At 55.9% G+C, this 16,414-nt stretch carries 9 protein-coding genes; all 9 read left to right on the forward strand.

Annotated features, from left to right (window positions below):
- Positions 1–3,758: DUF2298 domain-containing protein (locus tag P8Z34_14545; GenBank protein MEJ2551891.1), on the forward strand; the 3,758-nt coding region annotated here is incomplete at its 5' end.
- Entirely contained in the window at positions 3,650–5,098 is a 1,449-nt protein-coding gene (locus P8Z34_14550; GenBank protein MEJ2551892.1) for a DUF2298 domain-containing protein, read from the forward strand. The genes P8Z34_14545 and P8Z34_14550, both read left to right, overlap by 109 nt.
- Positions 5,095–7,935: a DUF2298 domain-containing protein gene (locus tag P8Z34_14555; protein ID MEJ2551893.1), complete on the forward strand. Its 2,841-nt coding sequence runs from the start codon at positions 5,095–5,097 to the stop codon at positions 7,933–7,935. The genes P8Z34_14550 and P8Z34_14555 overlap by 4 nt, the downstream gene beginning before the upstream one ends.
- The gene (locus tag P8Z34_14560; GenBank protein ID MEJ2551894.1) at positions 7,935–9,347 is read left to right on the forward strand and encodes a hypothetical protein; all 1,413 of its coding nucleotides are present in this window, start codon (positions 7,935–7,937) and stop codon (positions 9,345–9,347) included. The genes P8Z34_14555 and P8Z34_14560 overlap by 1 nt, the downstream gene beginning before the upstream one ends.
- Before the next feature lie 112 nt (positions 9,348–9,459).
- Positions 9,460–10,143, forward strand: a complete 684-nt coding sequence (gene cmk / locus P8Z34_14565) for a (d)CMP kinase (GenBank protein ID MEJ2551895.1) — start codon at positions 9,460–9,462, stop codon at positions 10,141–10,143.
- A 34-nt stretch (positions 10,144–10,177) separates the two neighbouring features.
- Positions 10,178–10,915 (forward strand): lysophospholipid acyltransferase family protein, encoded by a 738-nt coding sequence (locus P8Z34_14570; GenBank protein ID MEJ2551896.1) that lies wholly within the window; start codon positions 10,178–10,180, stop codon positions 10,913–10,915.
- 429 nt (positions 10,916–11,344) lie between these two features.
- Positions 11,345–13,066 carry a glutamine--fructose-6-phosphate transaminase (isomerizing) gene (gene glmS, locus P8Z34_14575; protein ID MEJ2551897.1) on the forward strand — a complete coding sequence of 574 codons (1,722 nt, stop codon included), beginning with the start codon at positions 11,345–11,347 and terminating at the stop codon, positions 13,064–13,066.
- Positions 13,067–13,279: 213 nt separating this feature from the next.
- A complete protein-coding gene (locus P8Z34_14580) occupies positions 13,280–14,482 on the forward strand; it encodes an NBR1-Ig-like domain-containing protein (protein ID MEJ2551898.1) in 1,203 nt (400 codons plus the stop codon).
- Positions 14,483–14,594: 112 nt separating this feature from the next.
- Positions 14,595–16,154 carry a trypsin-like peptidase domain-containing protein gene (locus P8Z34_14585; GenBank protein MEJ2551899.1) on the forward strand — a complete coding sequence of 520 codons (1,560 nt, stop codon included), beginning with the start codon at positions 14,595–14,597 and terminating at the stop codon, positions 16,152–16,154.
- Positions 16,155–16,414: the final 260 nt, after the last annotated feature.

Below are 16,414 nucleotides of genomic sequence, written 5' to 3' on the forward strand. Positions count from 1 at the left end.
TGATGCTGCTCTTGATCCTCATTCTTGCGGCATCGGTGCGGTTGGTGGGTTTGAATTGGGATGCGTACAGTCACAATCATCCGGACGAACGCTTCCTCACCATGGTCGAAAGCAGCATCCGTATTCCCACATCGGTTGGCGAGTATTTCGATACCGACACTTCTACGATGAACCCGCACAACATGGGCTATGGGTTCTTCGTGTACGGCACTTTTCCGATCTTTCTCGTGCGCCTGCTCGCCGAGTGGGTGGGCAAAACGGGTTACGATGAGGTCCATCTCGTCGGCAGAATGGTCTCCGTGCTGTTCGATCTGGCGACGATTTACGTCGTCTACCTGATCGGAAAACGGTTGTATCGCCAACGCGTGGGGCTGCTGGCCGCGCTCTTCACGGCTCTCTCTGTGCTGTTAATCCAACACGCGCATTTCTTCGTCGTCGATCCTGTCGCGAATGCTTTCATCCTGGCCGGCCTGTATTTCGCCATACGCATATTCGACGAAGGCAAGGGATTGGATTACGCGTTGTTCGGTCTGATGCTGGGCTTGTCGGTGGCGTCCAAGATCAACGCCGCACCGCTGGCCGTCATGGTGGCATTGGCGGCTGCAGCCAGGGTTTTTTCGGCGGATGGCGAGCGTTTTATGCAAGAGCTGAAACGCGCAGCCGGATTTCTCACTTTGGCGGCCTTCCTGTCTTTGTTGACTTTTCGAGTTTTCCAGCCGTATGCCTTCGAAGGGCCATCGTTCTTCAACATCAACCTCAATGAGCGCTGGCTGAACAACATGGCAGAAATCAGGGCGATGAACCGCGGCGATACGGATGCGCCATACGCACTGCAGTGGGCCGCCCGTCCGCCCATTCTTTTCTCCTTGAAAAACATGATTTTATGGGGTTTGGGATTGCCCCTCGGTTTGGTCGCCTGGGCAGGTTGGGGATTGGCTCTGTGGGAGATGTTCCTCGGACGATGGCGACGCCATTTTATCGTCGTTGTCTGGACGGGCGCATATTTCCTCTGGCAGTCATGGGGATTTACACCGGCAATGCGATACGAAATCCCGGTCTATCCCACTCTGGCAATAATGGCGGCATGGGGATTGTGGCGAGTCTGGGAGAAAACAGGCGAGATCCGGGCCGATAGACGGCGTCTGGCGAAGATTTTCGTGGGGGGAATCGCGTGTGTGACCGTCTTGTGGACGTTCATCTGGGCGCTGGCGTTCACCAGCATCTACACCCGCCCACTCACTCGATTCGAAGCGTCGGAGTGGATTTATTCCCACATCCCCGCTGCAATAAACGTCGTGGTGGAGGCGGATGGTGAGCGATTGTTCGAACCTCTCGCGCTGCCGCTCAACGTCGTCGTGGCTGCGGATAAACCCTACGAGACGGAATTCAAAAGCGAGCACAGCGGGCGTCTGAATGGAATTTCGTTGGCCTCCGTTCGTGATTTGACCCGCGAAAACGAGCAGACGGTCTTTTCGGTAAAAATCGCAGAAACCAAGTCGGGCGGAGAGATCCTGGGGAGACAGCAAACCACCACAGCGCTGATCCAAGATGCTCCGATCGACGTGGATCTGCGTTTTGACGAACCGATCGAAATCTCTGCTGGGAGTTACTATAAGATCCGCCTCGAACTCGATTCGAGCGGCGCGGTGGAATTGAATCGCGAGATCGATGCCGTCGTCGACGTGGCCGGCGCAGAAAATCGCCAGGCAATCAAGCTGCCGCAATTGGAGTACGCGCTCGGCGGCTCCACCACGCCCATCCATCAATTCACGATCCACCATGATGGGCAGATCGTCTCCCTGTACCTCCCGTATGTCTTCGATGCTTCGAGCAATGCAGGCTCGGAGAGAAATCTCAGAATCGAATTGCTGCGCGATCCCGCAGCCGACCCCGTAGCGGTGGCCACGCATCGCGGGGAATCCGTGGATACGGAAACGGAATTGGAAATCCCCTTCGACCAGGTGCTTTCGGTCGTCGCCGGCGAGACGTATTACCTGCGTTTGTCGCTCCTCGAGGGAACCGCATTGGCCATGCGGGCCTCAGCCATCATCAGCGAGACGACCTGGGATGATGGACTGCCTTTTCGGGTAGGCGGCTACGACATCGGCGGCCGCTACAGCAGCCTCAACCAGGAATTGTATTGGCAGGACGATACCGATGAAGACGGGAACGGCGTTTCGGATAAGTTGGAGCGCATCGTTTCGACCTTGACCGATGGGGATTACCTCATCATCACCTCAAACCGGCAGTACGGGACAATCACACGCGTTCCCGTCCGCTACCCGCTTACCATTGCGTACTACCGCGCGTTGTTCGATTGCCCGGAACCGGAGAGGGTCTTGGTTTGTGGAGCTCGAGCGCAAGCCGGCGAAACCGGAGAAAAACTCGGTTATGAACTCGAGCGGGTATTCGAGAGCAACCCCCGGCTTGGGCCTTTGGAGATCTCCGATCAATTGGCCGAGGAAGCCTTCACGGTCTACGATCATCCAAAAGTGCTGATATTCAAGAAAACGGATGCGTTCTCGCCCGATCGAGTCACGGAAATCTTGGAGAAGGTCGACCTCAGCCAGGTTCAACACATTTTGCCCAAGGACGTCGGAAAAGTAGAAGCACCGAAAAGCTTACTCTTGACCGAAAGCGTCTGGGAGGAGCAGCAGGAATCCGGGACCTGGTCGGATTTGTTCGATCGTTCGAGTATCGTCAATACTTCAGACGTGGCTGCGGTCGTCGTCTGGTGGCTGGCAATTGCCGGTATCGGCTGGATCGCTTTCCCGATCACGCGCGTGGTTTTCGGCGGTTTTAAGAACGGGGGTTATCCAATATCGCGCATCGTCGGGCTCTTGCTGGTTGCATGGGGCAGCTGGATGCTGGGAAGCATGGGGGTTTCGGTTTCCCGGCTGACGATCCTGGCGGTGGTTGTCGGAATTGCCTTTATATCCGTGCTCATCGTTTGGGTAGATCGAAAGAACTTTCTGGCGTTCTTGCGGGAACGCAAACGCGAGATTTGGATCACCGAAGGCATTATTTTCGCGTTCTTCTTGTTCGATCTGTTCATCCGTCTGGGGAATCCGGATTTATGGCATCCGTTCTTCGGTGGTGAGAAACCGATGGATTTCTCCTACCTGAACGCGGTGCTGAAGAGCAGCACGTTTCCGCCGTACGATCCCTGGTTTGCGGGGGGGTATATCAACTATTACTACTTTGGTTTCGTGATCGTCGGCATGCCGATCAAGCTGTTGGGCATCATTCCTGCAAAAGCCTACAACCTCGTCATTCCTACGCTCTTTTCCCTGCTCGCCATGGCGGGTTACTGTGTGGCTTACAACCTGGTCGCATTTACTCGGGGACGCTCGGGGAAAATTCCACTGCCCGACGCGCGCACGGCGGGGATCGCCGCTGCCTTGCTGCTCGTTGTTTTGGGCAACCTCGGCACGGCGGACATGCTCTACGACGGTTTCAAGACGCTCGGCGCAGCGTCGAACGCCGAAGCTCACGGGTTGCAAGGGACTTTTCAGGCACTGGCCGGAGTGATACGTTTTCTTACCAACGGCTTTCAGTTGCAGATTCCCCTCCATCATTGGTATTGGTCGCGGCGCGCGGCGAGCGAGGCCGCTGGTTTGAGTTTGGAATTTCTTTCTTCTTCGGCGGCTTGCTGTTCGGCGCACTCGGTCCGACGAACATGGCGGATTATCCCGTGTATTGGGCGTTGGGGGTCCTGGGAACTGCGTATGCGGTGCTGCTCTTCCGGCGAAAATTGAGTCTCCGCACCGTTCTCGAAGCGCTGGTATTGGCCGGACTCTTGATCGGCCTGGCCAATTTACTCTTCCAACCTTTTCACGATGCATACGCGCAGGGATACAACAATTTGGAGATATGGAAGGGCACGAAGACTTCCCTTGTGGATTACTTCACCGTTCACGGCTTGTTCCTGTTCTTGATAACAACCTGGATGATCTGGGAAGGCATTCGTTGGATGGGCGAAACGCCGCTCTCGGCGCTGCAGGAATTGAGGCCATATTTTGGGGTCATCGCGCTGAGCGGCATCGTACTTGCGGCGGGTACTGCGATTTTGATCGGACTGGGATACTCCGCTGCCTTCTTCGTCGTGCCGATCACAACGCTGGCAGTGGTGCTGCTTTTACGAAAGGATATGGCGCTCGTAAAGCGGGTTGTTCTGGTGTTGATCGGGGTGGCGATCGCCTTGACGTTCTTCGTTGAGGTGTGGATCGTGGCAGCAACCATCGATCGCATGAATACGGTCTTCAAATTCTACATGCAAGTGTGGGACATGCTCAGTTTGGCTGCCGCTGCGGCTTTCGTCTGGATTCTGGCAGATTTTCACGCCTGGCAGCGGATCTGGAGACGTATCTGGTCTCTCTTGGCGTGCTTTTTAATTGCATCGGCGCTGCTTTATCCGCTGTTTGCCACGCCGGCTAAAATCAAAGACCGCTGGGTGAGTGAAGCTCCGCACTCGTTGGATGGCATGGCCTTCATGCCCTTCGCAGTACGGGATGAACTGCACGACAGCTTTTCTCTTCAAGAGGATTACGAAGCCATTCTCTGGATGCAGGACAACGTCACGGGAACGCAGGTCATTATCGAGGCCAACGCTCCCGAATACCGCTGGGGTTCGCGTTTCACGATTTATACCGGATTGCCGGGCGTAATCGGTTGGTTGAATCACCAGCGGCAGCAACGCGTCGAGGGTCCGCCCGGTGCAGTCGAAGCGCGCGCTGCAGACGTCCTGCACTTTTACCTCACGCTGTCGATTCCGGAAGCCCAGCAGATACTCGACCGGTACAACATCCGCTACGTCGTACTCGGCCGCCTCGAGCGTGCGTACTACGAAAAAGTGCAGCCGTGCATGAGCGGACCGAACGGGCGTAGTGTGAGTTGTGACATGCGCGGCTATCCGTACGGCATGAGCCAGCCGGACGTATCTGCTTCGGAATGTGAACCGATCCATGCGGGTGAAGCCGATAGCCAGCTTGCCTGTCCCACACATGGACTGGAAAAATTCGACTCGATGGTTGATTCCGGAATACTTCGAGAAGTGTTTCACTTCGGTGATACGCAGATTTTCGAGGTCGTGCAATGATCTTCGCCGTCATTGCTTGGTGGGCGGCAAGCACGTTGATCGCCTTGATCGTCCTCCCGATCGTGTGGCGCATCTTCCCCAGGCTGCCCGATCGCGGCTTCGGATTCGTGCACGCGTTCGGGATCATGGCGGCGAGCTACATGCTGTGGATCGCGGCGAATTTTGGTTTGTTACCAAACACCTTCGGCGGCGCCGTATTCGTTTTGGTGCTGCTCGCGTTGCTGAGTGTGTTGATCTCGCACCGCCAACTGCGCGAGATCCAACATTGGCTTCAGGACAACCGCAAGACGGTCATCATCATGGAGGTGCTGTTTCTAGCGGCATTTCTGTTTTGGGCGTTCGTGCGTTCCACCATGCCCGATTTGGACCACACGGAAAAGCCGATGGAGCTTGCGTTCCTTAACGGCATCCTCAGGTCGGAAACTTTTCCACCCCTCGATCCCTGGCTCTCCGGATATGCGATTTCCTACTATTACTTTGGATATATCCAGATCGCGTTCCTGGCGAAATTGACCAGTGTGGTAGGCAGCGTCAGTTTCAACATCGCCAACGCACTCTGGTTCGCCATGAGCGTTGTGGGTACTTTTTCGATTCTCTTCAACCTACTCAGCCGGCGGGACGGCCGGCCGCGGTTCGGTCCCTCGTTTTTGGGTCCGGTATTCGTACTGATCACGGGAAATCTCGAAGGCTTTCTGGAAGTGCTGCATGCACGCGGCCTCTTTTGGCGCCAAACGCTGGCGGGCACACTGGAATCCCCCTTCTGGAGCTGGCTGAACATCAAGCAGCTCGTAGACGCACCTGCGGCTGATCCCAGCTGGCTGCCGCAACGTTTCTGGTGGTGGTGGCGCGCCTCACGTGTCGTTACCGATGTGAACCTCGTTGGCGTGCAGAATGAGATGATAGACGAGTTTCCATTTTTCTCGTTTCTCCTCGCAGACAATCATCCACATCTCCTGGCGCTGCCGTTCGTGCTGCTGGCAGTCACGCTGACGCTGCATATCTTTTTCTTCGGTAAACAAGACGCGGCTCATCTTCGAGCGGAACGGCCTTCGACGAACGTAGAAAACGTGATCAACCTTGGACTGTTCATTTTTCTGCTTTTCGTCATCGCACGCAGCATCGTTGATTCCGTCACGCCTGGAATGGATTTCGGCGCTGTCGTCATCGTCATGATTAAAAGCAGTATCGTTCCTACGATCGGGGTCTTCCTGATCTGGACGTTATTCCGTGTTCTCTCCGGTGTGGAAAAATCCGCATTAACCGCAGTGGAATTCTGGATTAGCGCCTGGATCTTCGGTGGTGTGATCTTCTTGAACACCTGGGATTCCCCGATTTATCTGACGTTGCTCGCCTTGTGCATCATCTGGCGTCTCAGGGGCCTGGCTCGCATCGAAATGTTGAAACACACCTTCAACACGCTCGTCGCTGTAGCAACGGCCGCAGTTTTGCTGTATTTCCCCTGGTATCCGACTTTCAGTTCTCAACTGGGCGGCGTACTCCCGAATTTGGTTTTTCCCACTCGATTTCCGCAGTTCCTGGTCATGTTCGGCCCACTGCTGCTGCCGATTTTGTGGTGGCTGGTTTTAAAACTGCGGGATCATTGGCAGGGGATAGACAGAAGGCTGATACTGATCGTAACAATCGGCCTGCCGTTGGGGCTTCTGCTGCTCTCCTGGCTGTTTACCTGGGGCGTCATCCTTCCCGTCATCAGCCAGCAGGAACTGGATGTCAGTTTGGCCGGTTTGGGAGCCGAGACAGTTCACCAAGTGTTCGAGGCGGCGCTTTCGCGATTGGGGACCGGTTGGACGGCGCTTGGGGTGAGTTTGTTGATCGGTATGGGTACGGCCCTCCTGGTGCAGCGTTTCCGATCTCGTGAAGAGTCCGAACGGGATGACAACCCGACGTGGGTTTTTATCGCCATGCTCATCATCATCGGTGCGCTCCTGGTGCTTGGGCCGGAATTCTTCTACCTGCGCGACCAATTCGGATACCGGATGAATACGATTTTCAAATTCTATTTTGCAGCATGGATTTTGTGGGGGCTGGCTGCTGCCTATGCGGTGAGTGAGATATGGCGTTGGGGCTGGCGGCTTATCACTGCATTGGCCGCCCTGCTGCCCACGGCACCGATCTTCCTCAATCTGTACGATGAATTATCCGCAAACGGATTGGAAGGGAAAACAGCGGGAATCGCAGCCGTTGTGCTGGGATTGTACGTGTTGGCCTGGCTCGTTTGGTTGATATACCTCGGGAAAGCGATGCTGTTGGCGAAATCCGGCAGGTCACTTCTCCGGCGTGGATTGACAGCCATGGTATTGCTGCCGCTCTTCCTGGGCCTTCTTTACCCCTATCTTACGCTGTGGACGAAAACGGATCACTTCCATCCTGCTGACGGTTATACGTTGGACGGCGCGAATTTCATCGAGCGGGGCAATCTTCCGGATTATCAGGCCATACAATGGATTCGCGAAAACCTGCCCATGGGCGTGATCAGCGAAGCCGTGGGGGGAAGTTATAATCCGCATTATGCGCGCGTCGCCACAAATACCGGATTGCCAACGGTGTTGGGATGGCCTGGACACGAAAGCCAGTGGCGCGGTGGGTACGAGGAAATTGGGTCACGCAAAGATGATATCGCTGCGCTGTACCAGTCACGAAACTGGGAGGATGCACAGCTCATCCTCGATCGCTACGGCATCGATTATGTGTACGTCGGTTCTGCGGAAAGGGCCAATTATGAGTATCTATCCGAGCAGAAATTCGAAATTCACATGGATTTGATCTATAACAAGGATGATGTGCGAATTTATGCCAGAAAAGGAGCGATGGTTCCGTGATGGCCAGGCGCAAGTCCATTACCGTTGAAGTCGTAATCTACGTTCTGATTCTCGCCCTGGCAGCATGGTTGAGATTGGTTCAACTGGGTGCCTCACCGCTTTCCGCATCCGAAGCAAGCCACGCGCTCGCCGCTGCCAGCATCACGCCCCAAGCCTCGCCGTTCTGGCAAGACGGTGGGCTCGTTGCACCTAGCAACCCTGTTTATAACAACCTTACGGCGTTATTGTTCCAACTCTTTGGCGCCACGGATGGGATCGCACGGCTTGCGGGTGCGCTGGCGGGCACGGCGCTGGTCTTAACGCCGATTCTTGCACGTCAGCGGCTCGGACCTGCAAACGCCATTGGATTGTCAATCGTGTTCTGCATCTCGCCAGTATTCATAACGGTGTCGCGAACCGCCGGCAGTCCTATTTTCGCAGCGCTCGGAATTGTTTCGGCGTTGTTGTTGTTCGTAGGGGCAACATCTGAGGATTCTTTGCGGGGGCGCTTGCCTTGGTTCGCGGCTGCCCTCGGTCTGGCGCTGGCCACCGGAGCCGATGCGATTCAAGGCCTGCTCACCATCATTGTTGCGGCCGCATTTTTACTCACTCGGAAATCGGCGTACGAAGCATTCGTCCGTACGTTCAAGCAGCATCGAATCGTTCGATATGCATCGATCATGCTGATCACGTGGGCCGCCGCAGTCAGCGGCTTGGGATTCTCGCTTGTTGGTTTCTCCGGAATGTCCAAATCCGTCGGCGATTGGTTTTCCGGGTGGTTCACGCCCGGACGACTGCCAGGGATTACGTCCGTGATGATCGTACCCTTCTACGAACCGCTCGTTTTCATTTTCGGAATGGTCGGCATCGTCTTCGCAGTGCGCAATTCGGATCGACTGGGACGAAGCGCCGCAGTATGGTTCGTCGCTGCTTTGGTCATCAATGTGCTCTACGTTGCACGCCGGCCGGGTGATCTTGTGTGGGTCGTGATGCCGCTGGTGTTTCTTGCCGCGCCGCTGCTCGTCACGCTCGCCGCCCGCCTCAGACAGAGAACCCAATGGCTGGGATTCTTCTTTCTCATTTCCTTGATTGTATTTCTTATCATTTACAACGTCATGCTGCTCAACGTGGACGTATCCGGATTGAGGTTGAGCGGGTTTTTACGCATGATAGATCCCAAATTCTACCCGCTCGTCGTTCTGGGAATCTGTATCCTCTTGGCTCTTGTCGTCGTTTCTTATGCACTCGGGTGGGATGTAATAACCGCTGTCGATGTCGTGGGAGCCGCTGCTGCCTTGTTTCTTGGACTGCTGACGATCTCTGCGACATGGCACCTGAATTTTACCGGTGCGGGTGCCCGGGAACTGTGGTACCCGCAAAGCACGACAAAGAGCGTGTACACTTTAAAGTCGACCGTTCAAATGATTGCGTGAGGCGCCTCTCTCCCAGGAGAGTTGGATCCTCTTCGTGCGGGCGGACCTGGTACCCGGAGCGGCGGAAATACTGTCGGATGCGGATGTCGAGTAGATCAGAAAGCCGTTCTCGATGAAGCCTGTGAGTGTCATCGCCATCGACGGGCCTGCGGCTTCGGGAAAATCGACCCTGGGCGCCGAGCTGGCGAGGCGTTTGGGATATTTGTATGTGGATACGGGCGCGATGTATCGAGCCGCCACGCTCGCAGTCCTGCGGCGATCCATTTCGATCGAGGATGAACGCGACGTAACCGGGGTGGTTTCGGAAATCGAAATCGACGTCCGTCCGCCGACGAAAAACGACGGCCGGCAGAACGACATCCTCGTCGACGGTGAGGATGTCACGTGGGAAATACGATCTCCTGAAGTAGACCGGAACGTCTCCCAGGTATCGATGTATTCCGGTGTACGGGATATCTTGACCCGCCGGCAGCGGGAGATCGGAAAGCGCGGGAGGGTCGTCATGGTGGGCCGTGATATCGGTACGGTGGTGCTGCCCGACGCAGATTTAAAGATTTATCTGGACGCCTCCGCGGAAGCTCGTGCGAGAAGGCGATACCTGGAAAATGAAGCACGTGGGAATTCGTTGAGTTACGAAGAGATCCTGCAAGCCGTAAAACGGCGCGATCACATCGATTCGACGCGGGAGCTCGCGCCCTTGCGAGTTGCCGGGGATGCAATCGTGATCGACTCCACGCAGCTGAATATCACGCAGGTTTTCGATCGGGTTTTCACGTTGGTAGAAGATCGTGGATAATAAGTAAGAGGGTCTGGTTGGTATGGAGGAAGACATGATCCGAGCAGAAGCGAATGCCCCGGCACGGCACGGATGGCCCGGAGGCTACGATCATGCGCGCCTGGAACCTCGAAGGCGGGTGTTGCGTTGGCTGATCGATGAAATCGGGTTTCGTGTGTTGGCGAAGGTCGAACGCGTTGAAGGCCTGGATAATTTACCGTCGAGTGGTCCTGCGATCGTTATGATCAACCACATCGCCTTTATCGATCCAATCGTGGTGTTGGGAAGCCTACCTCGCAATTTGGTTCCCTTGTCGAAACAGGAGGCCTTTTACTATCCGCTCTGGGGAATTTTCCCCTATCTCTGGGGGGTTATACCGGTGCACCGCGATGAGGTCGATCGGCGTGCCATTCGCATGGCGCTCGAAGTCCTGGAGGCAGGCGAATTGATACTCGTCGCGCCGGAGGGCACGCGCAGTCCTGCACTGCAGAAAGCGCGGGAAGGGATCGCCTACCTGGGGTACCGCAGCGGAGCTCCCATCGTGCCCGTGGCGGTAACAGGAACGGAAGGATTCCCCACGCTGAGTCCGAAGCGGATGCGCCAACCGGGCGCCGTGGTGAAGCTCGGCCGGCCTTTTCGATTCCGGAAAATCAATGGACGCTTGCGCAGAGACCGCCTGCAGAAGATGACGGATGAGGCGATGTACGTGCTGGCCAGAATGCTCCCGGAAGAACGAAGAGGGTACTATTCCGATCTGTCCCTGGAAACGGGCGAAACGATTGAATTTTTATGAATCCGCGCTTCTCAATCCAACTCGACCGGCCGGATTCGGACGATCGGTCTGCGATTTACCGACGATACTTGGATGCAGACTGTTGATTCCCATAAATGACGGTATAATTGGGCTGTTATAAATCTGGAATGGAGGCACCTATCGTCGAGAGATAAATGCTTTGGGAAGGCATAGCGCAAGGCCCCGATTTCATCGGGGTGACGAGGATGAGGGTTCCCCAGCTGCGAGGCGGGGTTAACTGGCCGAGAACAAACGCTCGAGCGGCAGGCCAGGAAAATCGAATGATCAGCGGATGCCCTCCGGGTGAACCACCACCCGTACCTTCCCCAGAAAACTTAATTTCCTGGTGTACAAAATTGTGTTGGCGACGACACGTACAAAGCATCGGGTTGTGGTGAACGGCAAACACCATCAACTTGGAGGCGAAGCATGTGTGGCATCGTTGGTTATGTCGGCACGCGTAGTGCCGAGCCGATCATCTACGAAGGCTTGAAACGTTTGGAATACCGCGGGTACGACTCCGCGGGATTGGCGATCATCGAAGGTGGAAAAATTGAAATCCGGCGTGACGCGGGGAAACTCGAGCGTCTCGGGGAACTCCTGGAAACCGATCCCGTACACGGAACGATCGGCATCGGTCACACGCGCTGGGCGACCCATGGAGAGCCGAGTGCGCGTAACGCACATCCGCACGTCGGTGCGTCCGGCGAAGTCGTTCTGGTGCACAACGGAATCGTGGAAAACTATCTTTCCCTGCGGGATGAATTGAGCGCGGAGGGGGTCGAGTTCAATTCGGAGACCGATTCGGAAATCATCGTTCATCTGGTCGAACGCTACATGGCGTTGGGCCACGACCTCGCCAAAGCGACTCGCCTGGCGATCGAAAACATCGAAGGGGCGCATGGGATCGTTCTGCTTTCCGTGCGTGAACCCGACCGGATCGTGGCGGCTCGCATCGGTAACGCCGGTGGCGTCGTAGTGGGCATCGGAGAGGGTGAGATGTTCGTGGCTTCAGATCTTCCCGCCATCCTGCAGCACACTCGCCGGGTGGTTTTTCTCGAATCGGGTCAGATGGTCGTCGTGAAGCGCGATGAATTCGAGGTCAGCTCTTTGGACGGAGACGTCGTCAACGCCGAGGTTCAATCCGTAGCCTGGGATCCGGTCTCCGCGGAAAAAGGGGAATACAAACATTTCATGCTCAAGGAAATCTTCGAGCAAGTGCGAAGTTCGACGGACACGATTGCGGGACGCGTCGATTTCGATCGGGGAAAAATCATCCTGCCGCAGCTAAATCTGACTGCGGAACTCGCAAAGAAAATCGAGAAGATTGTGATTATCGCCTGCGGTACGGCCGCACACGCGGGTATGGTTGGAAAGGTTTTGATCGAACGCATCGCCCGGATCCCCGTGGAGGTCGATATCGCCTCGGAATTTCGTTACCGGGAGCCGCTGGTGGATGAAAATACGGTCGTCCTGGCGATCAGTCAGTCCGGGGAAACTGCGGACACACTGGCGGCGATGGCGGAAGCGCATGCGCGCGGCGCGGTATTGTGGAGTATCGTCAACGCCATCGGCTCGCAGGCGATGCGCGTCGCCGATGGCTGTATCGGCATGCAAACGGGCCCTGAAATCGGGGTTGCTTCGACCAAGGCTTTTACCGCGCCTTTGATCGATTTGTATATGCTGGCGATTTTGCTTGCGGACTTACGCGGTGCGATCGACGATACGCGACGACGCGATCTGGTCCGCGATCTGCGCCTGATTCCGGATCTGGTAGGCCAGTGTCTCGACCGGGCAGATGATGTCGAGAAGATTGCCTGGTCGTTGAAGGACGTCGAGCATTGTCTGTACCTGGGCAGGGGCATTCAGATGCCCATCGCCTACGAAGGCGCATTAAAGTTGAAAGAAATTTCCTACATCCACGCCGAAGCCTATCCCGCCGGCGAGATGAAACACGGTCCGATCGCTTTGATCGATAAGGAAATGCCCGTGATCGCCATCGCAACGAAGGACCTGTGGTACGAAAAGATGCTCAGTCAAATCGAGCAGACGAAGGCGCGCGGCGGCGTGGTCGTAGCCGTAGCTACGGACGGGGACGAGCTGCTGCCGAAAATCGCGGATCAGGTACCCGTCTGCGTCCAGGCCGCGTAACGATCCTTGGCGTCTGTGTAAATTCGGGTTTTTCACGCCCGATACTGAATCGTGAACCGCCGGCGAAATTACGGCGGTTCTTCCTTAAATTGCGGCGATGAGGACAAATTGGGCGGTTTCGTTGTATATAATAACAATGAGATGGCGAGATTTTACGAAATTAAACTACAATATACACGTAATGAATTTGTCCCCAGCCCAGGAGGAAGAAGAATGCTTCGAAGCACATTGAATGCTCGATTGGCTCTCATTGGACTAATGCTGATGATCGGCCTCTTGAGTTCCTGCAACATGCCGGCTCCAGAAATTTCGACGCCGGATCTTCTGGGAACGTCCGCTGCGCAAACCGTCGAAGCACGGCTGACTCAGGATGAAAGCGTCGCTTCCTCGACTCCCGATACATCGGGCGGCCAATCATCTCCAACGCCGGAGCAATCCACCGAAGCAACGGGTACGCCAACCACAACCGCCACGCCCGGCGACGAAAATTGCAACCGGGCGGTATTCGTCGACGACGTAACCATCGCCGATGGCACGGAATTCAAACCGGGGACTTCCTTCACCAAGACGTGGCGCTTGCGAAACGAGGGGACCTGCACCTGGAACAGCGAATACGAACTCGTTTTCTTCGACGGGGATTTGATGGGCGCCGAGGAATCCTACCCGCTCGCAGGGGAAGTACGGCCCGGGGATGAAGTCGATCTTTCCGTCGAATTTCAGGCGCCCGAACTCGAAGGCAGCTATCGATCGGATTGGCGCTTGAAAGATCCTTCCGGGGAGATATTCGGCACGGGTGAGGACGGCGATCAAAGCTTCTGGGTGGAAATCGTCGTCTCCAGCGAGGTGGAGGACCTCGATCTTGGTCCGGCGACATGGCGGGACACCTTCGACGGCTATATCTATTGGTACCTGCTGGATACCGATCAAACCAAATTCGAGATCAAGAACGACCAGATGGTGATGCAAACGTTCAGTACGGGTGGACTGGATGAGTGGGGGCTTTCCAGTCGACCGGTGGCGGACGATTTCTACCTCGAGATGATCGCCACGACTGGGGACAAATGCGGCGGCCTGGATCGATACGGCGTCCTGGTTCGGGCGTCCGATCCAAACCACGCTTATGTTTTTGGCTTCTCCTGCAACGGCAAATACCGTCTCTACCGCTGGAACGATGGTGAGTTCAAGGCCCTGGCCGGTTGGTCGAGCTCTCCGTACATCGTGTCGGGACCGAACCAGACCAACCGCCTGGGCATCTACGTCAAAGGCAGCACATTCAAACTCTATGCCAATGGGAATTTATTGACCTCACTCACCGACAGTATGTTCAAGAGTGGCCGCTTTGGGTTGTTCATTGCGGCAGAGCAGACGGATAATTTCGAAGTCGTGGTCGATGAGATTGCCTATTGGGAGCAGTAAACGTCCGCCGATTCCATGTATACTGAATATTGGAAGCGGAACGTTCACATTCGCGGTGAAATCAAGATCCTGTAAAGGTAGAGGGTTTTCTGATTCAAGCGGAGGGTTCCCCATGCGCCGAGGACGCAGCATCGTACGATTGCTCCTGTTATTCCTCTTTTTTCTTCTTACATCGACGTGCAGCAGTACGGATCGAGCAGCCCAGTTGGCGGGAAAGGCTGTCAACGCGCTGGAGGACGTCGAATTTGCGACGATTCAGATCGAGGCAACAGGCACGTTCGTCGATCCGCAAGAGGGCTTGCTCTCCAACATCGCCGGGCGTGGATCCGGTTTCATCATCGACCCGTCCGGCATCGCCGTCACCAACAATCACGTCGTCAGCGGTGCGGCGACGCTGAAAGTGTGGGTAGGGGGTGAAGAAACGTCACGCAATGCGACGATTCTCGGCGTATCGGAGTGTTCGGATCTGGCGCTCATCGATATCGACGGTGAAGACTATCCGTATCTGCAGTGGTACGCAGGAGATATTCAGGTCGGCCTCGATGTTTACGCCGTTGGTTTTCCCTTGGGCGACCCGGAGTTTACTTTGACTTCAGGAATCGTATCGAAGGAAAAGACGAGCGGCGACACACCGTGGTCCTCCGTCGACAATGTACTGGAACACGACGCGACCCTCAACCCGGGCAACTCGGGCGGACCCCTGGTCACGCAGGACGGGAAGGTCGTTGGGGTGAATTTTGCTTCCAGCCAGCGTCCTGGCACGCAAGCGCAATATTTCGCCATCAAGGCCGACGAGGCCACGGCGATCGTCGACCGGCTGCGCGCGGGCGAGGACGTCACCTCGATGGGCGTCAACGGCGTGGCTGTGAACGATGGCGAAAGCCTGTATGGAATATGGGTTTACTCGGTAACGGCGGGATCCCCGGCGGACGTCGTAGGCGTTCAGCCAGGCGACATCATCGTCACTCTTGAAGGTCTGGTGCTCTCGACCGACGGCACGATGGCGGATTACTGCGACGTCTTGCGGACGCACGGCGAGGACTCCGTGATGAGCATCCAGATCCTTCGCTTCGCGTCGCAGGAAGTGCTGGAAGGCCGCGTGAACGGTCCGCCGCTGCAGGTGTCGTACTCCTTCGGGCGAGAATTGGCTTCGAACGTCCAGGAAGATGAACAACTGCCCTCCGGCGCCTACAAGGACTACATGGTCATCCGGGACAGCCAAAACGAAATTCAGATGGAAGTGCCGACGGCCTGGAGTGACGTCGATCCCGATATTTTATGGGACTACACGGCCAGCCTGTGGGCGGCTCCCGATCTGGTGGATTTCACGATTTTCGAGGAGGGTCCCGGCGTATCGTTCGCCGCGTTCAACCGGGAGTATCTTGCCGTGGGTACGATCGAAGATGAGCTGGAAGATCCTTTCGTACGTCAAGATGACTGTGTGTTCAACGATCGTTATCCTTTCGAAAAACCCAATTTCAAAGGGATGTTCGATCTCTACACGGACTGCAACGGAGCCGGCGGACCGGTGCGTCTGGCGCTCGTGGCTGAACTCCAGGATCCAACCCAGGACGTGCTCGTGCGCATTATCATCCAGGTCATAACGGAAGACGATCTCTACGCTCTGGATCATATCCTGGAGACGTTCGAAGTCATCGCGCCGATTCTGTAATCGATTCAGTGATTGCTTGTATCACTAATAATTTGCATGTAATATTGAGCAGGGTAGTAGAAATTTCAATGGAGGCGGATGATGAAACCCAGAGGTTTGAAAACAGCGTTATTTGGTATCAGTTGTTTGGCAATCCTTCTATCTGCATGTGGCGGAGGCGGGGCGGCTTCCTCGTTGGAGGACGCCAAGAGCGCCATCATACAGATCGAAGCCAAGGGGAGTTTCGTCGATCCGGAAGTGGGGTTGATGCTGAACGTGGC

It is taken from the genome of Anaerolineales bacterium (assembly GCA_037382465.1).
Classification (GTDB): Bacteria; Chloroflexota; Anaerolineae; order Anaerolineales; family E44-bin32; genus WVZH01.

Bases quoted from the DNA above. Each gene is read 5' to 3' on its own strand.
- P8Z34_14555 (MEJ2551893.1), top strand. From the start codon at position 5,095: ATGATCTTCGCCGTCATTGCTTGGTGGGCGGCAAGCACGTTGATCGCC.
- P8Z34_14560 (MEJ2551894.1), top strand. From the start codon at position 7,935: ATGGCCAGGCGCAAGTCCATTACCGTTGAAGTCGTAATCTACGTTCTG.
- cmk (MEJ2551895.1), top strand. From the start codon at position 9,460: ATGAAGCCTGTGAGTGTCATCGCCATCGACGGGCCTGCGGCTTCGGGA.
- P8Z34_14570 (MEJ2551896.1), top strand. From the start codon at position 10,178: ATGATCCGAGCAGAAGCGAATGCCCCGGCACGGCACGGATGGCCCGGA.
- glmS (MEJ2551897.1), top strand. From the start codon at position 11,345: ATGTGTGGCATCGTTGGTTATGTCGGCACGCGTAGTGCCGAGCCGATC.
- P8Z34_14580 (MEJ2551898.1), top strand. From the start codon at position 13,280: ATGCTTCGAAGCACATTGAATGCTCGATTGGCTCTCATTGGACTAATG.
- P8Z34_14585 (MEJ2551899.1), top strand. From the start codon at position 14,595: ATGCGCCGAGGACGCAGCATCGTACGATTGCTCCTGTTATTCCTCTTT.